Source organism: Agromyces mediolanus, from assembly GCF_014648575.1.
Taxonomy (GTDB): Bacteria; Actinomycetota; Actinomycetes; order Actinomycetales; family Microbacteriaceae; genus Agromyces; species Agromyces mediolanus.
Genome location: NZ_BMRJ01000001.1, coordinates 518,396 through 540,301, shown reverse-complemented (window position 1 = coordinate 540,301; position 21,906 = coordinate 518,396). Strand labels below are relative to the sequence as shown.

General features: G+C 71.1%; 23 protein-coding genes. 1 reads left to right on the top strand and 22 read right to left on the bottom strand.

What is annotated here, in order from left to right:
• Nucleotides 1–4: 4 nt before the first annotated feature.
• The 6 genes from rpsS to rpsJ are packed head-to-tail and all read right to left on the bottom strand — an operon-like array spanning nt 5 to nt 3,092.
• A complete protein-coding gene (gene rpsS, locus IEY71_RS02460; RefSeq protein WP_022889728.1) occupies nt 5–286 on the bottom strand; it encodes a 30S ribosomal protein S19 in 282 nt (93 codons plus the stop codon).
• A gap of 12 nt (nt 287–298) precedes the next feature.
• Nucleotides 299–1,138, bottom strand: a complete 840-nt coding sequence (rplB, locus tag IEY71_RS02455) for a 50S ribosomal protein L2 (RefSeq protein WP_189083714.1) — start codon at nt 1,136–1,138, stop codon at nt 299–301.
• Nucleotides 1,139–1,153: 15 nt separating this feature from the next.
• Nucleotides 1,154–1,459 carry a 50S ribosomal protein L23 gene (gene rplW, locus IEY71_RS02450; RefSeq protein WP_189083713.1) on the bottom strand — a complete coding sequence of 102 codons (306 nt, stop codon included), beginning with the start codon at nt 1,457–1,459 and terminating at the stop codon, nt 1,154–1,156.
• Nucleotides 1,456–2,115 (bottom strand): 50S ribosomal protein L4, encoded by a 660-nt coding sequence (gene rplD, locus IEY71_RS02445; RefSeq protein ID WP_189083712.1) that lies wholly within the window; start codon nt 2,113–2,115, stop codon nt 1,456–1,458. Before rplD ends, rplW begins: the two co-directional genes overlap by 4 nt.
• Nucleotides 2,116–2,118: 3 nt before the next feature.
• Nucleotides 2,119–2,775 (bottom strand): 50S ribosomal protein L3, encoded by a 657-nt coding sequence (gene rplC, locus IEY71_RS02440; protein ID WP_189083711.1) that lies wholly within the window; start codon nt 2,773–2,775, stop codon nt 2,119–2,121.
• An 8-nt stretch (nt 2,776–2,783) separates the two neighbouring features.
• Nucleotides 2,784–3,092 (bottom strand): 30S ribosomal protein S10, encoded by a 309-nt coding sequence (rpsJ, locus tag IEY71_RS02435; RefSeq protein WP_087135818.1) that lies wholly within the window; start codon nt 3,090–3,092, stop codon nt 2,784–2,786.
• A gap of 515 nt (nt 3,093–3,607) precedes the next feature.
• Between rpsJ and IEY71_RS02430 the strand changes: the two genes are divergently transcribed.
• Nucleotides 3,608–4,066 carry an OsmC family protein gene (locus tag IEY71_RS02430; RefSeq protein WP_189083710.1) on the top strand — a complete coding sequence of 153 codons (459 nt, stop codon included), beginning with the start codon at nt 3,608–3,610 and terminating at the stop codon, nt 4,064–4,066.
• Between the two features lie 17 nt (nt 4,067–4,083).
• On the opposite strand, the gene IEY71_RS02425 is transcribed toward IEY71_RS02430, so the two are convergent.
• The 16 genes from IEY71_RS02425 to IEY71_RS18510 all read right to left on the bottom strand — a co-directional run bounded on the left by IEY71_RS02425 (nt 4,084) and on the right by IEY71_RS18510 (nt 21,871).
• Nucleotides 4,084–5,319: an acyltransferase family protein gene (locus IEY71_RS02425; RefSeq protein ID WP_189083709.1), complete on the bottom strand. Its 1,236-nt coding sequence runs from the start codon at nt 5,317–5,319 to the stop codon at nt 4,084–4,086.
• 153 nt (nt 5,320–5,472) lie between these two features.
• On the bottom strand, nt 5,473–6,666 hold the full coding sequence (tuf, locus tag IEY71_RS02420) for an elongation factor Tu (RefSeq protein ID WP_189083708.1): 1,194 nt from the start codon (nt 6,664–6,666) through the stop codon (nt 5,473–5,475).
• 131 nt (nt 6,667–6,797) lie between these two features.
• Nucleotides 6,798–8,912, bottom strand: a complete 2,115-nt coding sequence (fusA, locus tag IEY71_RS02415; protein WP_189083707.1) for an elongation factor G — start codon at nt 8,910–8,912, stop codon at nt 6,798–6,800.
• Between the two features lie 172 nt (nt 8,913–9,084).
• Complete coding sequence (rpsG, locus tag IEY71_RS02410; RefSeq protein WP_092668506.1) at nt 9,085–9,555, bottom strand: 30S ribosomal protein S7; 471 nt, start codon at nt 9,553–9,555, stop codon at nt 9,085–9,087.
• A complete protein-coding gene (gene rpsL / locus IEY71_RS02405; RefSeq protein WP_022889720.1) occupies nt 9,555–9,929 on the bottom strand; it encodes a 30S ribosomal protein S12 in 375 nt (124 codons plus the stop codon). Before rpsL ends, rpsG begins: the two co-directional genes overlap by 1 nt.
• Before the next feature lie 238 nt (nt 9,930–10,167).
• Nucleotides 10,168–10,818: a spermidine/putrescine ABC transporter substrate-binding protein gene (locus IEY71_RS02400; protein ID WP_189083706.1), complete on the bottom strand. Its 651-nt coding sequence runs from the start codon at nt 10,816–10,818 to the stop codon at nt 10,168–10,170.
• A 78-nt stretch (nt 10,819–10,896) separates the two neighbouring features.
• A complete protein-coding gene (locus IEY71_RS02395) occupies nt 10,897–11,373 on the bottom strand; it encodes a DUF6121 family protein (protein ID WP_189083705.1) in 477 nt (158 codons plus the stop codon).
• Between the two features lie 69 nt (nt 11,374–11,442).
• Nucleotides 11,443–11,781 carry a hypothetical protein gene (locus IEY71_RS02390; protein WP_189083704.1) on the bottom strand — a complete coding sequence of 113 codons (339 nt, stop codon included), beginning with the start codon at nt 11,779–11,781 and terminating at the stop codon, nt 11,443–11,445.
• Entirely contained in the window at nt 11,781–12,638 is an 858-nt protein-coding gene (locus IEY71_RS02385; RefSeq protein WP_189083703.1) for a T6SS immunity protein Tdi1 domain-containing protein, read from the bottom strand. Before IEY71_RS02385 ends, IEY71_RS02390 begins: the two co-directional genes overlap by 1 nt.
• A gap of 295 nt (nt 12,639–12,933) precedes the next feature.
• Nucleotides 12,934–13,305, bottom strand: a complete 372-nt coding sequence (locus tag IEY71_RS02380; protein WP_189083702.1) for a hypothetical protein — start codon at nt 13,303–13,305, stop codon at nt 12,934–12,936.
• A 31-nt stretch (nt 13,306–13,336) separates the two neighbouring features.
• Complete coding sequence (locus IEY71_RS02375) at nt 13,337–13,627, bottom strand: hypothetical protein (RefSeq protein WP_189083701.1); 291 nt, start codon at nt 13,625–13,627, stop codon at nt 13,337–13,339.
• Between the two features lie 25 nt (nt 13,628–13,652).
• Nucleotides 13,653–14,009 carry a hypothetical protein gene (locus IEY71_RS02370; RefSeq protein WP_189083700.1) on the bottom strand — a complete coding sequence of 119 codons (357 nt, stop codon included), beginning with the start codon at nt 14,007–14,009 and terminating at the stop codon, nt 13,653–13,655.
• Nucleotides 14,010–14,310: 301 nt separating this feature from the next.
• Complete coding sequence (locus IEY71_RS02365) at nt 14,311–14,670, bottom strand: hypothetical protein (protein ID WP_189083699.1); 360 nt, start codon at nt 14,668–14,670, stop codon at nt 14,311–14,313.
• 41 nt (nt 14,671–14,711) lie between these two features.
• On the bottom strand, nt 14,712–15,197 hold the full coding sequence (locus IEY71_RS02360; protein WP_189083698.1) for a hypothetical protein: 486 nt from the start codon (nt 15,195–15,197) through the stop codon (nt 14,712–14,714).
• Nucleotides 15,198–15,236: 39 nt separating this feature from the next.
• The gene (locus tag IEY71_RS02355) at nt 15,237–16,772 is read right to left on the bottom strand and encodes an ADP-ribosylglycohydrolase family protein (RefSeq protein ID WP_229781491.1); all 1,536 of its coding nucleotides are present in this window, start codon (nt 16,770–16,772) and stop codon (nt 15,237–15,239) included.
• A gap of 104 nt (nt 16,773–16,876) precedes the next feature.
• On the bottom strand, nt 16,877–21,871 hold the full coding sequence (locus IEY71_RS18510; protein ID WP_189083697.1) for a polymorphic toxin type 15 domain-containing protein: 4,995 nt from the start codon (nt 21,869–21,871) through the stop codon (nt 16,877–16,879).
• Between the last annotated feature and the right edge of the window lie 35 nt (nt 21,872–21,906).

Here is a 21,906-nt window from a genome sequence, read left to right as displayed (position 1 = left end):
GCGACTAGCGGCGGCGGCCCTTCTTGTCGTCCTTCACGTGTCCACGGAAGGTGCGGGTGGGCGCGAACTCGCCGAGCTTGTGACCCACCATGGTCTCGGTGACGAACACCGGGATGTGCTTGCGGCCGTCGTGCACGGCGATCGTGTGCCCGAGCATGGCCGGGATGATCATCGAGCGGCGCGACCACGTCTTGATGACGTTCTTGCTGCCGGCTTCGTTCTGGACGACGACCTTGCGAAGCAGGTGCTCGTCGACGAAGGGGCCCTTCTTAAGACTGCGAGGCATCTTCTCTTACTCCTACTTGCGCTTCTTGCCGACGGTGCGACGACGGACGATGAGCTTGTCGCTTTCCTTGTTGGGGCGACGAGTGCGTCCCTCGGGCTGACCCCACGGGCTGACCGGGTGGCGACCACCGGAGGTCTTGCCCTCACCACCACCGTGCGGGTGGTCGACCGGGTTCATGGCGACACCGCGGACGGTCGGGCGGACGCCCTTCCAGCGCTTGCGGCCGGCCTTGCCCCAGTTGATGTTGGACTGCTCGGCGTTGCCGACCTCGCCGATGGTCGCGCGGCAGCGCGCATCGACGTTGCGGATCTCGCCCGAGGGCAGACGCAGCTGGGCGTAGGGGCCGTCCTTCGCGACGAGACGCACCGAGGCGCCCGCCGAACGGGCCATCTTCGCGCCGCCGCCGGGACGGAGCTCGATCGCGTGGACGACGGTACCGGTGGGGATGTTGCGCAGCGGCAGGTTGTTGCCGGGCTTGATGTCGGCCGCGGGGCCCGACTCGATCAGGTCGCCCTGACGGAGCTTCGCCGGCGCCAGGATGTAGCGCTTGGTGCCGTCCGCGAAGTGCAGCAGCGCGATGCGCGCGGTGCGGTTCGGGTCGTACTCGATGTGCGCGACCTTGGCGGGCACGCCGTCCTTGTCGTTGCGACGGAAGTCGATGACGCGGTACTGGCGCTTGTGGCCACCGCCGATGTGGCGGGTGGTGATGCGACCCTGGTTGTTGCGGCCACCGGTCTTGGAGAGCGGGCGCAGCAGCGACTTCTCGGGCGTCGAACGGGTGATCTCGGCGAAGTCCGAGACCGAAGAACCGCGACGACCCGGGGTCGTGGGCTTGTACTTACGAATAGCCATTGTTTTCTACGCTCCTCAGCCGACAGCCGTGAAGATGTCGATGGAACCGGACTTGAGGGTGACGATCGCGCGCTTGGTGTCCTTGCGCTTGCCGATCCCGAACCGGGTGCGGCGGGTCTTGCCCTGACGGTTCAGGGTGTTGATCGACGCGACCTGCACGTTGAAGATCTTCTCGATGGCGAGCTTGATCTCGGTCTTGTTCGAGCGGGGGTCCACGATGAACGTGTACTTGCCCTCGTCGATCAGGCCGTAGCTCTTCTCCGAGACGACCGGCGCGATGATGATGTCGCGCGGGTTCTTGTTGAAAGCGGCGGAGCTCATGCGGAGACCTCTTCCTTCTTGGCCTGCTTCGCGGCGATGAACGCCTCGAGCGCGGCCGTGCTGAAGACGATGTCGTCGGAGACGAGCACGTCGTACGCGTTCAGCTGGTCGGCGACGATCACGTGCACGGCCGGGATGTTGCGGACGGCGCGCTCCGAGAGCTCCTCGCCACGGGCGAGGACGACGAGGAAGTGCTTCGCCGGGGCGATCTTGCCGAGCAGCGCCACGGCGTCCTTCGTCTTGGCCACGTCGCCGGCCGCGAAGCCCTCGACCGCGTGGATGCGGCCGCCGCGGGCGCGGTCGGAGAGCGAGCCGAGCAGGGCGGCCGCGATCATCTTCTTGGGGGTGCGCTGCGAGTAGTCGCGCGGGGTCGGGCCGTGCACGACGCCACCACCGGTGTGCTCCGGGGCGCGGACCGAGCCCTGGCGCGAACGGCCGGTGCCCTTCTGCTTGAACGGCTTGCGACCCGAACCCGACACCTCGCCGCGGTTCTTGGTCTTGTGCGTGCCCTGGCGGGCGGCGGCGCGCTGCGCGACGACGACCTGGTGGATGAGCGGCACGTTGGTCTGCACGTCGAAGAGCTCGGCGGGGAGCTCGACGGTGCCGGTCTTCTTGCCGGTGACGTCGAGGACGTCGATGGTGTTGGCGGTAGCCATGGACTACGCCCCCTTCACAGCGTTACGGACGAACACGAGACGGCCGCGCGCACCGGGGACGGCGCCCTTGACGAGCAGCAGGCCCTTCTCGGCGTCGACGGCGTGCACGCGGAGGTTGAGCACGGTCACGCGCTCGCCACCCATGCGACCGGCCATGCGCATGCCCTTGAAGACACGGCTCGGGGTCGACGAAGCACCGATCGAACCGGGCTTGCGGTGGTTGCGGTGGGCACCGTGCGAAGCGGAGACGCCCTTGAAGTTGTGGCGCTTCATGACACCGGCGAAGCCCTTGCCCTTCGAGGTGCCGACGACGTCGACCAGCTGGCCGGCCTCGAAGGTGCCCTCGACGGTGAGCTCCTGGCCCGCCTCGTACGACGCGGCGTCCGCGGTGCGGATCTCCGTGACGTGACGGCGGGGGGTGACGCCGGCGGCCTGGAAGTGGCCCTGCAGCGGCTGGGTGACCTTGCGCGGGTCGATCTGACCGGCCGCGATCTGCACGGCGGTGTAGCCGTCCTTCTCGGGGGTGCGGATCTGGGTGACCACGTTGGGGTCGATCTGGATGACGGTCACCGGGACGACCTTGTTGTTCTCGTCCCAGACCTGGGTCATGCCGAGCTTGGTGCCGAGCAGACCCTTCACGTTCTTGGTAGCGGTGGACATTTCGAACCTCAGAGCTTGATCTCGATGTTGACGTCGGCCGGGAGGTCGAGACGCATGAGCGAGTCGACGGCCTTGGGCGTCGGGTCCACGATGTCGATCACACGCTTGTGGGTGCGCATCTCGAAGTGCTCGCGGCTGTCCTTGTACTTGTGGGGCGAGCGGATGACGCACACCACGTTCTTCTCGGTCGGAAGCGGCACGGGGCCGACGACCGTGGCGCCCGCGCGGGTCACCGTGTCGACGATCTTGCGCGCCGAGGTGTCGATGACCTCGTGGTCATACGACTTCAGTCGAATGCGGATCTTCTGTCCCGCCATGTCGAACTCTCTCTCTGTCAAGGCGTCGTACCCCTTCCGAGGGCATTGGACGCCGCGTGGTTCTTGTCACCACTGTTCTGCTGTCAACGGCCTGATCATCGAGCCTGTCGAAGGCACCCCGCTCGCTGCGAACAGCTGCGATGGCCTCGACACGCTCGACCTCGAGCCACCTCCGTCCGCCCGGGCTCGCGCCCGGCCGGAGACACAGGTCGCCCCGGGTCTCGATGATGGAGGTTGTCGTGTCCTGCTGCCCGCGGCCTAGCCTGACGCCGGACGTCCTCGCGGACCCGGGGGCTATGCACTGCCTGGCAGTGATTCGGACGGCGCGCAGCAGCATGCCGTTCGAAATGTTGAACTCAACGAGTTTGCCATATCCGGCGGGTCCGTGCAACCCGGGCGTGTCGCGCTCGCCCGACTCCCAGGAGGCTCCCGGCTGCAGCGCCTCCTCCCCCGGATTCCCGGGCCTTCACGGGGCATGATGGGAGGGAACGACCGACGACGCTGGGAGGCCCCCGATGACCGATCCGACCGTGCAGCCGAGCACCCAGGAAGGGCCGGGCAGCGTCTCGGCCACCCGCCGATCCTCGCGCCGATACCTCGGCCGGAACGCCCGCGGCGCGACGGTCGAGATCGGGGCGCCGGAGCTCGACGGCGCGCACTTCACCCCGGGCGAGCTGCTGAAGCTCGCCCTCGCGGGCTGCGTCGGCCTCTCCGCGGATCGCGTCGCCGCCCGGCGGCTCGGCGACGACTTCGCGCTCACGGTGTGGGCGCACGGCCAGTCGGAGGAGGCATCCAATCGCTACGAGGCGATCGCCGAGGAGCTCGTGCTCGACCTCTCCGGCCTCGAGGACGCCGAGCGCGCCAAGCTCATCGACATCATGGCGCGGGCCATCGAGAAGGCCTGCACCGTCGGTCGCAGCGTCGAGGGCGCGATCGACGTGAGCACCGAGATCGACGGCACCCGCGTCGGCTGACCCCGGCCCGCCCGGCCTCACCGCTGCGGGGCTTCGCAGGCCCGGCCGCGCTCGTCGGCCGCGATCCCGGGCATCGCGACGCCCGCCCCCACGATGACCGCCACCGCGGTCGCGATGCCGCCGAGCACGAGCGTGGGCCGGGCGAGCACCCGGCCACGCGCCCGGCGGAAGGGGTCCTCGATCCAGCGCTTCGACCCGGCGGAGACGGCGAGGGCGAGCGCCACGAGCAGCGCCATCAGCCACGGCGGGCTCGGCACCCCGGTGAGGTACGGCGCGAACATGAAGATCGGCCAGTGCCAGAGGTACAGCGAGTAGGACACGTCGCCCGTCCACTGCACCGGGCGCCAGGCGGCGAGCCTCGCCGGCGACCAAGCCGGCTCCGGCATCCCCGCCCAGATCACGGCGACCGTGCCGAGCACGGGCGCGAGGACCACGAAGCCGGGGAACACCTCCGGCTCGCGGAACAGGGCGATCGGCACGAGGATGGCGACGAGTCCCGCCCACGAGACCGCGGCCCGCAGCTGCGGCGTCCAGGGCCGCGGCGCCGCCTCGGCGGCCTGTCGCCGCGAGAGCCAGAGCGCGAGGAGCGCGCCGGCGCCGAACTCCCACGCCCTCGCGAAGGTCCCGAAGTACGCGAGGTTCGCGTCGGCCGCCGTCAGCAGGATCGAGTGCGCGAAGGAGGCGGCCGTGACCGCGCCGAGGATCCCCACCGTCAGCGCGCGGCCCGAGCGCCCCAGCTTCATCGCGAGGGCGAAGGCGAGGATGACGAGCAGCGGCCAGACGAGGTAGAACTGCTCCTCGACCGAGAGCGACCAGAAATGCTGCACCGGCGTCGACTCCAGGTCCGCGCGGCGCGGGATCTGCGAGTCGATCGCGAGCTGCCAATTCTCGAAGTAGAGCGCGCTGGCCACGATGTGCCGGAACCAGCGCCGCCACTCCTCCATCGGCACGACCGCGATCGTGAGCGCCGAGACGACGACGAGCACGGCGACGGCCGCGGGCAGGATGCGGCGCGCGCGGCGCAGGTAGAAGCGGGTGAGCGAGACCCGCCCCTCCGCCTCCGCCTCGCGCACGAGCATGCCGGTGATGAGGAAGCCGGAGACCACGAAGAACACGTCGACGCCCATGTAACCGGCAGGGGCGACGGCGGGCCAGCCGTGGTGGAGCACCACGGCGCCCACCGCGAGGGCTCGGAGCGCCTGGACCTCCGGACGGATCGCGGATCGTACGAATGGCGGTGTGGGGGAAGCCATCCCTCCCACGCTACGTCGGCCATCCGCGTCCCGCCAGAGGGGGCGGCCGGCTCCCTGGACCTCTTCAGCTTTCCCGTCCCGTCGCCGGGCGGGACGACGAAAGGGGCCGGGCCCGAAGGCCCGACCCCTCTCAGGTCGTAGTCGCGAAGGTCCTTACTTGAGGATCTTCGTGACGGTACCGGCGCCGACGGTGCGGCCACCCTCACGGATGGCGAAGCCGAGGCCCTCCTCCATGGCGATCGGCTGGATGAGCTCGACCGTCATGTCGGTGGTGTCGCCGGGCATGACCATCTCGGTGCCCTCGGGCAGCGTGATGACGCCGGTGACGTCGGTGGTGCGGAAGTAGAACTGCGGACGGTAGTTCGCGTAGAACGGGTTGTGACGGCCGCCCTCGTCCTTCGAGAGGATGTAGGCAGTGCCCTCGAAGTTGGTGTGGGGGGTGACCGAGCCCGGCGCCACGACGACCTGGCCGCGCTCGACGTCCTCGCGCTTGGTGCCGCGGAGCAGGAGACCGCAGTTCTCGCCGGCCCAGGCCTCGTCGAGCTGCTTGTGGAACATCTCGATGCCCGTGACCGTGGTCTTCTGCGTCGGGCGGATGCCGACGATCTCGACCTCGGAGTTGATCTTCAGCGTGCCGCGCTCGGCGCGGCCCGTGACGACCGTGCCACGACCGGTGATCGTGAAGACGTCCTCGACCGGCATGAGGAACGGCTTGTCCTTGTCGCGCACCGGGTCGGGGATCGACTCGTCGACGGCCTCCATGAGGTCGAGGACCGACTGGACCCACTTCTCGTCGCCCTCGAGCGCCTTCAGGCCCGAGACGCGGACGACCGGAGCGTCGTCGCCGGGGAAGCCCTGCGACGAAAGCAGCTCGCGGACCTCGAGCTCGACGAGCTCCAGGATCTCCTCGTCGTCGACCATGTCGCTCTTGTTGAGCGCCACGAGCAGATACGGCACGCCGACCTGCTTCGCGAGCAGCACGTGCTCGCGGGTCTGAGCCATCGGGCCGTCGGTCGCCGCGACCACGAGGATCGCGCCGTCCATCTGAGCGGCACCGGTGATCATGTTCTTGATGTAGTCAGCGTGACCCGGGGCGTCGACGTGCGCGTAGTGGCGCTTCGGCGTCTCGTACTCGACGTGCGAGATGTTGATCGTGATGCCGCGCTGGCGCTCCTCGGGAGCCGAGTCGATCGACGCGAAGTCGCGCTGCACGTTGGTGGCCGACGGGAACTTGTCGGCGAGCACCTTCGAGATCGCGGCGGTGAGCGTCGTCTTGCCGTGGTCGACGTGACCGATCGTGCCGATGTTGACGTGCGGCTTGGTCCGCTCGAACTTGGCCTTCGCCACTGTGGTCCTCCTCAGGACATCGTGCAACTTCAACGGGCGCCGGATTGCGCTCGGTGGGTTGCGGGGTTGTGTTGATATGTTACGCGACCCGGGTGGGTCGTGCGGGCAGGGTGCCGAACTCCGTGGAGGAGTTACTCGCCCTTGTTCTTCTGGACGATCTCGTCGGCAACCGCCTTCGGGACCTCCGCATAGCTCTCGAACTCCATCGAGTACACCGCGCGGCCCGAGGTCTTCGACCGCAGGTCACCGATGTATCCGAACATCTCCGAGAGCGGGACGTGCGCACGCACGACCTTCACACCGGCGGCGTCCTCCATGGACTGGATCTGGCCGCGGCGCGAGTTCAGGTCGCCGATGACGTCGCCCATGTACTCCTCGGGAGTACGGACCTCGACGCTCATCAGCGGTTCGAGCAGCACGGGGTTCGCCTTCTTCGCGGCTTCCTTGAAGCCCATCGAACCGGCGATCTTGAACGCCATCTCCGAGGAGTCGACGTCGTGGGCCGCGCCGTCCACGAGGGTGGCCTTCACGCCCACCATCGGGAAGCCGGCGAGGATGCCGTACTGCATGGCGTCCTGGAAGCCGGCGTCGACCGAGGGGATGTACTCGCGCGGGACGCGACCACCGGTGACGGCGTTCACGAACTCGTACGTCTTGTCACCCTCGACCTCGAGCGGCTCCAGCTTGAACTGGATCTTCGCGAACTGGCCCGAGCCACCCGTCTGCTTCTTGTGGGTGTAGTCGTGGCGCTCCACCTCGCGGCGGATCGTCTCGCGGTAGGCCACCTGCGGCTTGCCGACGTTCGCCTCGACCTTGAACTCGCGCTTCATGCGGTCCACGAGGATGTCGAGGTGCAGCTCGCCCATGCCCTTGATGACGGTCTGACCCGTCTCGGGGTTGAGCTCGGTGCGGAAGGTCGGGTCCTCCTCGGCCAGCTTCTGGATGGCCGTGCCGAGCTTCTCCTGGTCGGCCTTGGTCTTCGGCTCGATGGCGACCTCGATGACCGGCTCCGGGAACGTCATCGACTCGAGGACGACCTGGTTGTCCGGGTCGCACAGGGTGTCGCCGGTCGTGGTGTCCTTCAGGCCGATGACCGCGTAGATGTTGCCCGCGGTCAGCGAGTCGACCGGGTTCTCCTTGTTGGCGTGCATCTGGAAGATCTTGCCGATGCGCTCCTTCTTGCCCTTGGTCGAGTTGACGACCTGGGCGCCCGAGTCGAGGTGACCCGAGTAGACGCGCACGTAGGTGAGGCGGCCGAAGAAGGGGTGCACGGCGACCTTGAACGCGAGGGCCGCGAACGGGTCCTTCGCGTCGGGGTGGCGCTCGATGACCTCGTCCTCGTTGCGCGGGTTGCGACCCTCGATGGCGGGGACGTCGAGCGGCGACGGCAGGTAGTCGACGACCGCGTCGAGCATCGGCTGGACGCCGCGGTTCTTGAACGCCGAGCCGCAGAGCACGGGGTAGATCTCCGAGTTGACGACCATCTTGCGGATGGCGCCCTTGATCTCGGCGACCGTCAGCTCCTCGCCGCCGAAGAACTTCTCGAGCAGCGCGTCGTCGGTCTCGGCGACGGTCTCGAGCAGGACCTGACGGTACTCGTCGGCCTTGTCCTTCAGATCGGCGGGGATCTCCTGGACCTCGTACTTGGCGCCCATGGTCACGTCGCCCTTGGCGTCGCCGGGCCACACGAGGGCGCGCATCTCGATCAGGTCGACGACCCCGATGAAGTCGTTCTCGGCACCGATCGGCAGCTGCAGCACGAGCGGCTTGGCGCCCAGGCGGCTGACGATGGTGTCGACGGTGAAGTAGAAGTCCGCACCGAGCTTGTCCATCTTGTTGACGAAGCAGATGCGCGGGACGTTGTACTTGTCGGCCTGACGCCACACCGTCTCGGACTGGGGCTCGACGCCCTCCTTGCCGTCGAAGACGGCGACGGCGCCGTCGAGCACGCGGAGCGAGCGCTCGACCTCGACCGTGAAGTCGACGTGGCCGGGGGTGTCGATGATGTTGATCTGGTTCTTGTTCCAGAAGCAGGTGACCGCGGCGGACGTGATGGTGATGCCGCGCTCCTTCTCCTGCTCCATCCAGTCGGTCGTCGAGGCGCCGTCGTGGGTCTCGCCGAGCTTGTGGTTCACGCCCGTGTAGAACAGGATGCGCTCGGTGGTGGTGGTCTTGCCGGCATCGATGTGCGCCATGATGCCGATGTTGCGGACCTTGCTCAGGTCGGTGAGCACGTCTTGTGCCACGGGGGTTCCTCCGGATGGGTGGTGCGGAACGGAAGGTCTGGGGCGGGCGGATGCCTGGTCTGGAGCCCGTCGACAGGCTCAGGGGACCAGCCGGGGCATCCGCCCGGCCTACTACCAGCGGTAGCGGGCCGTACGGGTGCCGCCGCGGAACGCGAGCGGCACCCGCCGTCGACTACCAGCGGTAGTGGGCGAAGGCGCGGTTCGACTCGGCCATCTTGTGGGTGTCCTCGCGGCGCTTGACCGCGGCACCCAGGCCGTTCGAGGCGTCGAGGATCTCGTTGGTGAGACGCTCGGTCATGGTCTTCTCACGACGGGCCTTGGCGTAGCTCGTGAGCCAGCGCAGGGCGAGCGTGTTGGCGCGGTGGGGCTTCACCTCGACGGGGACCTGGTAGGTCGAGCCGCCGACGCGGCGCGAACGCACCTCGAGGGTCGGGCGCACGTTGTCGAGCGCCTTCTTCAGGGTGGCGACCGCGTCCTGACCGGACTTGTTGGCGACGTTCTCGAGCGCCTCGTAGACGATGCGCTGCGCGAGGTCCTTCTTGCCGTCGATCAGGATCTTGTTGACGAGCTGGCTGACGACCGGCGAGCCGTACACCGGGTCGGCGACGACGGGGCGCTTCGGAGCGGGACCCTTGCGAGGCATTACTTCTTCTCCATCTTCGCGCCGTAGCGGCTACGAGCCTGCTTGCGGTTCTTCACGGCCTGCGTGTCGAGCGCGCCGCGGATGATCTTGTAGCGCACGCCGGGGAGGTCCTTCACACGGCCGCCGCGCACGAGCACCATCGAGTGCTCCTGCAGGTTGTGGCCCTCGCCGGGAATGTAGGCGGTGACCTCGGTGCCGTTCGAGAGCTTCACACGGGCGACCTTGCGGAGCGCCGAGTTCGGCTTCTTGGGGGTGGTGGTGTACACACGCGTGCACACGCCGCGCTGCTGGGGGTTGGCCTTCAGGGCGGGAGCCTTGGTCTTGGTGACCTTCGGCGAGCGACCCTTGCGGACCAACTGCTGAATGGTTGGCACTGCTTCTCCTAGTTGCTGCTGCACGGTGACAGCGGTGATGGATTTCACATCAGACCCGCCGACGCCGCAGAACTGCGTCGTCTTCGTGGTGGGTATGCCGTGGGGGTGAACCGCGGATGTCCGCAGGCACCCGGACATGCACGCGCGAGCGCGCACACCCGATCAATCGTAATGCGGCGTCACGCCCCGGTCAAATGGGGCGAGGCCGCCAGGGGCCGCGTTCGCGCAGGGCGCACGCTCAGGCGCCCGGCCATCCCGGGGCGTCGAGTTCGCGCTCGAGGTCGGCGAGGAGCTCCGCGACCTGCGGCTCGACGAGGCGCTCGACCGCGTTGCCGATGCGCCGGCGGTGCTGGGCGAGCTCCACGCAGATGCGCCGGCCGAGCTGCTTCGCGAAGTCGTCGGCGAGACGCACCTCCTCGCGGAGGGCCTCCTTCTCCTCCGGGGTGAACGGGCGCGGGGCCGGCTCCGCGGCCGCGGCGGCCGTGTCGGCCTCGAGCCCGGCGAGGGTGAACAGGAAGGGCTGGTCCGGCACCGGCTCCGGGTCGAGCTCGAGGCCGAGGTACTCGGGGTCGAGGCCTTCCCCGGCCCGGTACGGGCGGCGGGCTTTCCGCTCCTCGGCGAGGCGGATCTCGCGGTGCAGCAGCGGGAGGTTCCGCGCCGTGTAGTCGTCGACCGCGTCGTCGATGACCGTCTTCATCCGCATCGAGAACGCGTGCTGCACGGGGTGCGGCACGTCCACGTCGAGCCCGGCGGCGGCCAGGATCGGCGAGCCGAAGCACTTCTGGCAGAGTCGCACGCGGGCACGGTGCGTGCCGGGTCGCCACCGCGGCAGCCATTGCAGCCAGCGGTCGACCTCGGAGCTCACCCGAGCCTCGATCGAACCCTGCACGGGCTTCACGATAGCGCCGCTGCCGCCCCGCTGCGCCGATTCGACGGTCGATTGGCGCGCCGCAACCGCCCGGCCCGGTTACTCCGCGTCGCCCTCCCAGGGCCAGCGCGGGCGCTCCATGCCGCCGCGCCGGCCGCGCGCCACCAGCACGGCGACCGCGGCGGTGAGCGCCGCGCAGACCGGGATGAGCAGCCCGAACCAGCCGAGCCCGAGCACGACCGCGAAGCGCAGCCCCTCCCCCGGATCCCCCGTCGAAGAGACGATGCGGCCGATCGCGGCGACGACGACGAAGGCGAGCCAGGAGCCGAGCGCGGCGAGCACGACGGTCGCAGCGGTCCGCTCCGGCCGGCGGAGCCGCAGGCCCAGCACGAGGAGCACGGTCAGCACCGAGGCGCCGACCGCGACCGGGGCCACGAGCACGCCGACGTCGCGGTCGCCGACGACCTCGAGGTCGGCGAGCAGGCTCACGAAGCCGAAGCCGCACACCACGAGGGCGAGATCGAGCGCCGCCGCGAATCCGGCGACCACCCAGGCGTCACGTGTGCGCTGCTCCATGCCTTCGAGGCTACGCGCCCGCCCGGCTCGCCGCCGCGGGGTTGCGCCGGAGCGAGGCATCCGCTCCGCTCAGCCCTGCTCCCAGCCGGGGAAGCCGGCGCAGCCGTAGGCGAGACGGATGAAGCCGTCGGTCTTGTCGGTGAGGATCGCGTAGGACTTCGCCGCGTCGCCGCGCTCGACGGCCTCGCGCATCTGCTCGAGGTTGCGGAGCGCGGTGGGGATCCAGTCGCGGAGCGCACCCTCGGGCAGCGCCGCCGGGTCTTCGGCGAGGATGCCGCGCACGACGCCGATGGCGCGCAGCAGCTCGGGCTGGTCCTGCGCCCGGTAGGCGGCGGACATGCTGATCGCGACGAGCTCGGTGACGGGCTGGCGCAGGCGCTCGCAGCGCTCGGCGAGGGCGTCGGCCATCAGTTTCCGCCCGCCGGCCGGTCGAGCTCGAACTTCTCGAGCGGGGTGCGCACGCCGTCGCGGAAGGCGCCGAGGCCCGCCTCGAAGTCGACCGCCGAGCCGACGAAGAGCACCGTCTCGTCGGGGGCGACGTAGATCTTGCCGCCGCCGCGCACGGCGTGCACGAGGCAGACGCCGAGGCCGTCGGGCAGCTCGACGACGTTCAGCTCGGCGTCGGGCGCGAGCTTCGCGAAGAGCGCGCGGCCCACGGCGACGAGGCGGTCCGTGCCCGAGGCATCCGCTCCGTCGGCGCCCGCCGTCTGCAGGTGCCGGCGCACCTCGGGCTGGCCCGCGAGCTGCGCGATCACCGCGAGGTGCTCGTACAGGCCGGCGCGCTGGAGCCGGGCCGGGTCGGGCGAGCCGCCGAGCGCGAGCAGCGGCACGAAACCGTAGCACTCCTCGAAGCCGGGCACGCCGTCGCGGTCGCGTGCGGCCGGGTAGGGCTGCCACTCCCAGGCGACGTCGCGCTGGGCCGGATCCTCGATCAGGGCGACGAGCTCCTCGAAGCTCGCCCCCTCGAGGAGGTCGATCGCGCCCCAGCGGGACTTGACGACGAGGTACAGGCGGTTCACGTGCACCACGAGGTCGCCGAGGGCGGTGGTGAAGAGCACCGTGCTGCCCTCGGGAAGTCCGAAGACGCCCTCGAGCATCTCGGCCGCGCGCGCCGGATCGACGAAGCGGAAGTAGCCGTCGCCGACGAAGCCGGCGCCCTGGGTGCGCCAGAGCTCGGCGACCTCGGCCGGCACGCGGCCCGCGAAGGCAGCGATCGTCTCGTCGGAGATGGGGGCGACCGGGTCGAAGCTCCGGAACCTCGTCATGCGGGCCTTCCTCTGGTCGGCGCGCACCGGTGCGGCGCGCGGGATGCCTCGGGGCGCCTGCCGCGGCGAGAACGCACGCGGCCGGTCACCTCCGGAAGTCTACCGAGGCTGAGCCCGCGGGCCATGGGGAGGGCTCCCCATCGCCGAGGATCGGCACCAGCTCCACCGCGCCTGCCCGCCCGCCCGCCTGCCTGCCTGCCTGCCTGCCTGCCTGCCTGCCCCGAGGGGGTCAGATTCCGACGGGCGGATGGCGGTCGCACGAAGCCCGTGCCGGAAAACGACCCCCTCGGCCGGGTCACCTCGCGGCGTCAGGGTGCGCTGGCACCTCGACGCCGAGTTCAGTGAACGGGGTGAGCAGGATCTCGTACTGCTCGGGCGTGAGCTGCGCGGCCTGCTGGACCGCGCGACCGGCGATCACGATAGCGCTCTTCGCGTCGGCGTGCAGTCCGGCGCGCGCCGCGTTCAGCTCCTCGGAGCGGGGCAGCAGCAACTCTCGGACGGTGTGCTCGAGTTCGGAGTTCACCGCCGCCGACGGCTTCGCCGCCCGGCTCGCCTCCTTGCCGCCCGCCCGCCGGAGCCGGACCGCACGGTCGAAGGCGCTCGCCAGCTGCTCCGCCGGGAGGGCGGCGGCCTGCGCGAGGAAGCGCTCGGTCGAGGTGTTCAGCATGCGATCGCCTTCGGGCGTCTCGGACCGCGGTTCACTGGGCCGGCGCATCGACCGGCGTCATCCGCCGGATCTTCTCGAAGTTCGGCGTGTGGTACTCCTGGCGCACGGCGCCCGACGCTTTGTCGACGAAGATCGCGAGGTTGTCGTAGCGCGCAGAGGGCTCGAGACCGTCGACGAGGAACTCCTTCGTCCCCCACACGGGCAGGTAGTCGTGCTCGTCCTCGAACCACTCCGGCGCGATGTAGAGCTCTCCCGAGAGCGCGGGCGGGTGCTCGGCGAAGTACTGCTCGAGCAGCCGACGTGCGTCCTGAATGGTCACCATGCTCCCGCTGCGCACCCGCCGCCGCTCAGTCGACCTCGAGCACCGCGGCGAACGGCTGCAGGAGGATCTCCCGCTCCTCGACGGAGAGACGCTCGCCGAACGCCTTCGCGTGGGCGGCGAACAGTGTGTCTGCCACCGCGGCCGCGAGCGCACCGTCGCCGAACGCCATCAGCTCCGCAGAGTGCGGCTGCAGACGATCGCGCACTCGCGTGTCGAGTGGGCTGAACTCGGACGCCGAGAGTTTCGCGGCCTTCCGGGCGGCGATCCGACGGGCCGGGCCGATGGCGCGACCGGCTGCCCGCACCGCATCGAACTGCGCCGGGGAGAGCTCGACGACTCGGGCAAGAAACGCGTCGAGGGACGCCAGGTCAGGACTCGTCACCGGCTGAGCCTAACGTCCCTCCACGAAGAGGGCTTACGAGCCGGACCGCTCGACTCGGTAGCCTCGGGCCTCGACCTGGTCGAGGAACGCCCCGAGATCCGAGGCAGTCCGAAGCAGTGCGCCCAGCTCCCCCTCGTTCGCAGCCATTCGGAACGTCGCACTCGCGAAGGGGTGGGTCACCGGAGCGCTTCCGGGCATCGGCGGCGGCGCGGAGAGGCTCACGAGGATCCCGGCTCCTTCGCGGAGTTCGAGCGCGAGCTGATCACCGTCGTACACGAGGTACCCGCGCGCTTCCAGAACGCTACTCGCCCTGCGCCGGAACGTGCGCACGCCCCACGAACGGTTCGACGAGCACCGCGTACTGCTGCTCCGTCAGCGTGCGCCGTTTCAGGATCGCGCGCGCCGTCGTCGAGATCGCGGCACGTGCGTCGGAGTGGAGCCCGGTCAGATGCGCGTCAAGTTCGTCGGCACGCGGCAGCAGCGCGGCGCGAATCCGATGATCCAGCGCCGAGTTCTCGCTCGCCGATGGGACCGCCGCCCGACTCGCTTCCTTGCCGCCCTCGGGGCGCAGATCGACGAGGCGGTCGAACGCCGCCTCGAGCTCCGCGGGCGGGAGCCCCGCCGCCTCGTCGACGAAGTTCGTCGTCACCTGATCAAGCATGATCACTCCACTCGGTTTCTCGGGCGGCACTCTGGCTGTGCCTAGCTCAGAAAGGGAATGGGGGCGACGAACTTCCCCGGGCTCGTCACCGGCACCGGAGGCTCGGCACGTGCGGTCGCAACGGCTGCGGAAACGGTGGCGAAGAGCTGATCCAGCGCGTCTCCGGAAGGGCGCGCCTCGCTCGGCTCCCGCTCGACGTCGAGCTCTTCGAGCAGCACGAGCCGGAGCCCTTCCGCCTCAATCGAGCCGAGCCCGAGCAGAGTGGTGCCCGGCAGCAGCACGATCTCTTGCTCGACTTCGTGCCGGGAGAGCTGGGTGAGGTCACGACCGCTCACTGCGACAAGGCAGTACAGAACCGAGGTCGAGAAGTTCTCGCTGGCGACCCGCGGCGAGCGGGAAGTGGCGAGCACTCCCGCGAGCGTGCCACCCTCGGCGGCTGCATCGTCGTCGCCGCCGTGGAAACTCACCCCGGCGACCGGGGGCAGTTTCGAGAACGCAGCCAGGATGCGATCCGCCGAGGAGGACATGGGACCCCTTTCGTTTCCAGAGAATTCTGTCATAGCGGGTCAGCGGGCCGCGCGGAGCTCGGCGGCGAGCGTCCGCAGCTGTTCCGCTCCCTCCACGGTCCGCACGAGGGCCGCGGGCAGGGCAGCGGAGCCGTGTACGGCGCCGAGCAGATTGCCGCAGATGGACCCCGTCGAGTCGCTGTCGCCGCCGTGCGCGACGGCGAGGGCGAGCGCGCGCCCGACCTCGTCGGGCTCCGGATGGCTCAGCGCCGCGTAGACCGCGATCGCGAGCGCCTCCTCGGCGACCCACCCCTCCCCCAGCGCCTCGAGACGGTGGCGGCTCGGCCGAGCGAGCCCAGCCGCGAAGATCGCACCTCGCAGCGCCGCGTCGGTCTCCGCGCCGTCGAGGGGATCACGAAGTCGCAACTCCGCGAGCACCAGCCCGAGCGCGCCGGCGAGGCCGTGTCCATCCACGAGCAGCCGGACGAGCATGGCGAACGCGCCAGCTGAGGCGGCCGCGCTCGGGTGGCCATGCGTCAGTCGTGCCGTCGCGGCCGCAGCACCGTACGCCTGCGCCGGTGACCAGTCCAGGACCAGCCCGAACGGGGCGCTCCGCATCACCGTGCCGCAGCCCTTGCTGTCGTTCACGGCATCCGCGACCCGATCGGCTCGAGCCTCGGCTGCCACCGCGGCGAGGGAGCTCATCATGGTGGCACCGGGCGCGCGGCGCGCATAGAGCCACGGCTCGGCGGCGAGCCCTCGGGCGTCGCCGGCCGGCGATGTCGCGCACTGGGTGCGGTACCACGCGAGATTCGCTCCGTGACCGGCCTGGCGCACCGCAGCCGCATCGTCTCCGGTCCTGCGCGCGAGCGCCTCAGCGGTGAACATCGTCAGCTGGGTATCGTCACTGATCGCGCCGAGCGGACCCGCACTGGGCCGGACGAAGCCACCGCCGGCCTCCGCCAGCCGCCGCTCGGCCGTCGCCCCGTCATCGAACTCGACGGGGAAGCCGAGGGCGTCGCCCACCGCCCCGCCGAGCAGCGCCCCGACAATTCGGTCATCGACACTCGCGGGACCCTCGAGCCCGGCTCGCCGGTCGGCTGCGCGCATCTCCCCCGCTCGTGCGATGAGCTCTGCAGGTGCGACGCCGCAGGCCCAGGCGAGCTCGACGGCGTCGGCCGCATCGACGACGAGCGGCCCCCAGCCCAGCTCGTGCGCGTCCGCAGGAACGAGTTCGAACCCGCCGCCCCGCGGCACACGACGAAGCTGCAGCGGTTCGACCGCCCCGTCCTGCGCCGAGACCCGGCCCGGCCACCGGCGAGACAGCAGCAGCCACAGCACTGCGGACGGCGCGAAGCGGTGCGGGGAAACGGCGATTCGGCGCTCGACGCCGATCCTTCGCTCGATCAGATCCGCGTCATCCATCCCGAAACGAATGATGAGTTCGAGTCGCTCGTCAAGCGCGACCGACGCGGTGAGCGGCTCCGGGAACGACACGGTCTCCGGCCCGTCGCCGGCGAAACCGAGCACGGCATCGATGACCGCCTGGATCCGATCGCCGATCACCTCACGCGGACGCCGGGCATCGCCGTCCATTCCGAGCCACTTCTCGACGTTCGAGCGATGTCCGAGCTCGAGCTGGCGCCGCGCGGCGAGCTCGTCGAAGGCCCGGAGACCGAAGGACTCGGCCCCGTCGGGCGTCACGCGGTGATCTCCTCGACGTCGATCTCCCAGACCTTGCCGACGAGCTCCTTGCGCGTCACCAGGAAGCGCGTGCCCCGCTGGAACAGGATCTCGGCCTCGCTGCGGTACTGCGACAACTGACCGACGTCGACGCCGCTCTTCGCCGTCACCGTCAGGTGGATGCCGCCGCTGGCGCCGAAGCCCTCCGCGACGGCCCCGCTCGTCGAGGAGCTGAGGAACGCGGGGTCGGACCACGGCTGGCCGAGCTGGAACTGGTCGAGCAGACCGGGGAAGAGGCGCATCCCGCGATGGGTCACCCCGGGCACTGGACGCAGCTTCGACAGGCCATCGGTCGTTGCCGTGATGCGCTGCTCGAGCGCCGGGACGTCGGCCGGCGTGGAGAGGTCGCGCAGATAGCCGTTCATCTCGTTGTACGCACCGGTGGTGTAGTCGTAGATGCCGAGCACGTCGCCGGCATCGAGCGCGGGGTACGCAGCTGCGACGTCGTTCGCCCATGCGTCCAGCGAGCTCGCCGGGATCGAGTCGGTGTACGGGTCGCGATAGGCGTCGTTCACCGCGCTGAGGTCGGGCATCGGTGCAGTCCCGGCCGGGGTGGCCGGGGCGGGCAGTCCGGTGTGCGCCGGGACGTGGGTCGGCGAGGTGCCGGTGCCTCCCGGCGTCGAGCCGGCGGCTCCCGTGCGCCCCTGGGCGGCGTCGGTGCCGCTCGGCGCATCGACCGCGCCCGCGCGCGCGGGCGTCGGAGCGGGCCCCGACGTCACGGGCTGGGCCGAGCCGAGCGTCGCCTGCGTCGCGGTCGCTCCGGTCTCGAGGTTCCTGGCGCCGAGCTGGACGTTGAGCTTGATGTGCGCGCGCAGCGAGGGATCGATCTTGCGCACCGCGCCGGCGACGTCGGCGCGCAGATCGTCGATGCGACGGCCAGCCCACCCGGCGCCGAGCGCACTGTTGATCGGCGAGTGCCCCGCACCGTCGAAGCGGTCGGCGCGGCCACCGGCGACCTGGTCGGGACCGTGCAGCACCGCCGGCTTCGGGTAGACCACGCGCACGCGATTGGCGGTCATGGCGTCGAGCGCCGACTGCTGCAGCCCCTTGGCCACGCGGTTGTTGCGGTCGTAGAAGTTGACGTTGTGCTGCCACTCGCTCACGGTCAGCTGGTTGAGTCCCTGCTGCTGGAGGCCCACCTGCCGCTGGAACTCGTCCCAGTCGTGGTTCGGGTTCTTGCCGACGTTCGGGTCCTTGCGGTCGAACGCGTCGACCGTGATCGGGTTCTTCAGCGAGTACGAACCATCGGGGTTCGCGACGATCGGCGAGTTCGGCTGTGCGGCGAGGGCGTCGAGGCGATCCCGGATCTCCGGGGTCAGCTCGGGGATGTCGTAGCCGTTGTACGTCGTGCCCGGGCCAGCGGAGCCGTCGGACGGGTGCGTCGCCGGAACGGTCGCCTTGCTCGTCCAGCCGGAGCCGTCCCGGTCGGAGTCGGTGCCGTCGGTGCCGTCGGTGCTCGAGCCGTCCGCGTCGGTGCCGCTGCCGTCGGGCGCGCTGCCGTCGGGCGCCTGGTGCGTCGTGGGCGAGGCCTCGGCGGGCGAGCTCGTTCCCGCCTCCGGCGCGGTCGGCGCGCTCGGCGCGCTCGGCGCGGTCGGCGCGGTCGGCGCGCTCGCGTTCGGGTTCGCGGCGTCCGGCGTCGTCGGGGCCTGGGGCGCGTTCGCGTCGGGCTTCGCGTCGGCCGGCTTCGTGCCGTCCGGGTTCACCACGTCCTCGGGGCGCACCGAGGCATCCCAGTTCGTCGCGTTCGGCTCGTGGGGCGGCCACGGCGAGCGCGTGCCGTTCTGCGCGTCGAGCGACCAGACCGTGTCGCCGTCGAAGTAGGCGTTGAACCAGTGCCCGGCGTCGCCCGCGCGGTCGATGCCGACGACGCAGTGCGAGCCCGGGCCCATCGCCCGCAGCGTCGACTCGATCTGCTCCGGCGTCACGGTGGTCTGCGGGTTGCCCGTGCGGGCCTCCATGTCCGGCGTGCTGAGGGTGCCGGTGGATGCCTCGGCGCTGTCCTTGCCGTTCAGGAAGTCGTTCAGGTTCGCCGAGGTGTTGCCGCAGTTCGTGGCGTAGCCGTTGGCGGGGTCCGAGGGGTCGAAGTTCGGGTTGATCTCGTTCAGCGCCTGGTCGATCTCGTCGATCGAGCGCTCGGAGCTGTTGTTCGACGGGGCCTGGTCCGGCTGCTGGCCCTCGGGCTGCGAGCCGTCGCCGGCCTGGCCGGTGCCGTCGCCCGCCTGGCCGGTGCCGTCGCCGCCGTCGGCTGCCGGGGCGTCCGGCTGCGAGCCGTCGACGTTCGTGCTGCCGTCGGGGGCGCCGTGTCCGTTCGAGCCGTCGGCGCTCGGAGCGTCGGGCTTGCCGCCGTTGCCGTTCGGCGAGAAGAGCGAGGGCTTCGAGAAGAGCGATGGCTTGCCGAGCAGGGTCGCCGCGCCGGCCGCCGCCGCGGCGCCACCGGCAGCCGCGGCCTCTTCGGGGGCGATCCCGTCGGCGTCGCCATCGGTGCCGCCCTCGCCGTCGGCGGGTGCGCTGTCGGCGTCGGGCTGCGTGCCGTCCGCCTCGGGCTGGGTGCCATCGGGCTGGCCGCCCTCGGTGCCGTCGGCGTGCGCCGGAGCGCTGCTGTCGACGGAGCCGGCGTCACCGGGCTTCGCCGTCGCGGCCGAGCCGGCCGCCGCAGCACCGGGCGCGCCGTTGCCCTGGCCGTCACCGGACGAGCCGTCGGTCGCGGGAGCGTCCGCCGTGGGAGCGTCCGCCGTGGGAGCGTCAGCGGTCCCGGGCGTGCCGGCGTCCGCCGCGGGGGCGTCAGCGGTCCCGGGCGTGCCCGCGTCCGCCGTGCCGGGCGTGCCCGCGTCAGCGGTGCCCGGGGTGCCTGCATCAGCCGTGCCGGGAGTCGTGGCGTCGACGCTGCCGGGCGTGCCGGCGTCGACCGTGCTCGGCGAGCCCGCATCCGCGTGACCGGGCGTCCCAGCATCCGCGTGACCCGGCGTGCCCGCATCCGCGTGACCAGGCGTCCCGGCATCCGCGTGACCAGGCGTCCCGGCATCCGCGTGACCAGGCGTCCCGGCATCCGCGTGACCAGGCGTCCCAGCATCCGCGTGACCAGGCGTCCCAGCATCCGCGTGACCAGGCGTCCCAGCATCCGCGTGACCAGGCGTGCCTGCATCCGCGGCACCGGGCGTACCACCGTCCGCGGCACCGGGCGTACCACCGTCCGCGGCACCGGGCGTGCCACCGTCCGCGTGACCGGGCGTGCCGCCGCCGTCGCCGCCCGCGGTGGGCACGTCGACCGAGCCGCCGCCGTCGCCCGTGCCACCGCCGAGGTCGCCGGGGGCCGACGGGGCGTCCGTCGGGAGATCGATCGAGCCGCCGCCGTCACCGGCGCCGCCGCCCGCGTCGCCGCCGCCGGGCGTCGGTCCGTCGCTCGGGATGTCGACCCCGCCACCGCCGTCGCCGGCCGAGGTGCCGGCGTCGCCGGCGCCCGGCGTCGGCGCGTCGTTCGGGACGTCGACCGCGCCGCCGCCGTTGCCGGCCGTCGCGGTGGTCTGGTTGCCGCCGCCGGGGGTCGGCGAGTCGGCGCCGGGGACGGTGACCGCCGGCAGCGTCGAACCGTTGCCGGGACCGCTCGGCGCCGAGGGGCTCGAGGGTCCGCCGTGGCCGCCGGGGCGGCCCGCCAGCGCACCGCCGAGGAGGGCGCCCGCCGCGATCGAGCTGAGCGGCGAGAACGGCGTGCCGTTCAGCCCGGACTCGGCGAGGCCCGAGGCGAGCCCGTCGACCGCGCCGCCGCCGGTCTCGACGGCGATGTGCGTGACGCGCTGCATGGCGCCCGGGTTGATGCGGTTCGTGAGCCGCCCCGCGGCGCCGGAGACGGTGCCGCCGGCCGCGCCGCCCGCCGCCGAGGCGAGGGCCGCGTTCAGCACGTTCTGCGGCTGGTAGTTCGGGTCGAGTGCGCCGCGCACCTGGTTGAAGGAGGCGGTCGTGATCGCGCTCGCGAGCCCGGCGGAGAGCGCCTCGCGGGCGACGCGGATGCCGCCGCGCACCGCCATGCGGGCGATGCGGAGGGCCGCCATGATGAGGCGGCGGAGCTTCTGGCAGAGCGCGGCGATCTTGATCGCCCAGCGCGTGACGGTGAGCATGATCTTCGCGGCCATCGCGGCCGCGCCGGCGCCGAAGGTCACGGCGCCGAGGAGGGCGCCGATGCCGATCTCGAGGGCGATCTCGATGGCCATCTGCGCGATGAACCAGCCGATCTCCTCCCAGGCCTTGTCGACGGCGTCGATCATGCCCTGCGCGAAGCCGGCCATCGAGTTCGCGCTCTCGGAGAGCTTGCCGAAGGAGCTGCCGAGCGAGGTCTGGCAGCGGCGGATGTTGCTCGCCTGCGACGGCGGCAGCGTCATCGACGACACGTTCACGAAGGCGGAGCCGACCTCGGACTTCGCGGACGTCATCGCCTGCGCGAGGCTGCTCCACGCCTGCTGCGCGGTCGAGAGCTTGCCGCGGTCGGCCGACGGCAGGACGACGCCGAGGGTGGCGAGGGCGTCCTTCAGGAAGTCGCCGAACTCGCCGAGCGGGCCCTCCGGACCCTTGCCCAGCGCCGTGGGCACCGAGGCGTGCGGGTCGTTCACGACGGCCGTCTCCTCGGGGATGCTCGAGGAGGACGCGGGCTTGAAGGCGCCGACGAGCTGCGCCCCGTCGTAGGCGCGACCCGTGTTGCCGAGCGCCGCGTCGACGATGCGCAGGGCGTTGGACATGCCCTGCACGGCCTTCAGCAGGTCAACCGCGTAGGTGTCGTAGCCGGGCTCGCCGTCCTGGCCGTGCGCGAAGACCTCGGCCGACTCATCGTCGCCGGCCATGCCGCCGGTGCCGCCGAGGGCCGACTCGCAGGCGCGCGCCGCCTGGGAGGCCGAGCTCGCGATCGAGAACAGCGCGGTGCCGTCGGCGGCGAGCCGTGCGGCGTCGAGGCGGACCTGCGTCATGAGTGCACTCCCGGTGGGATCGGATGGTGGATGTC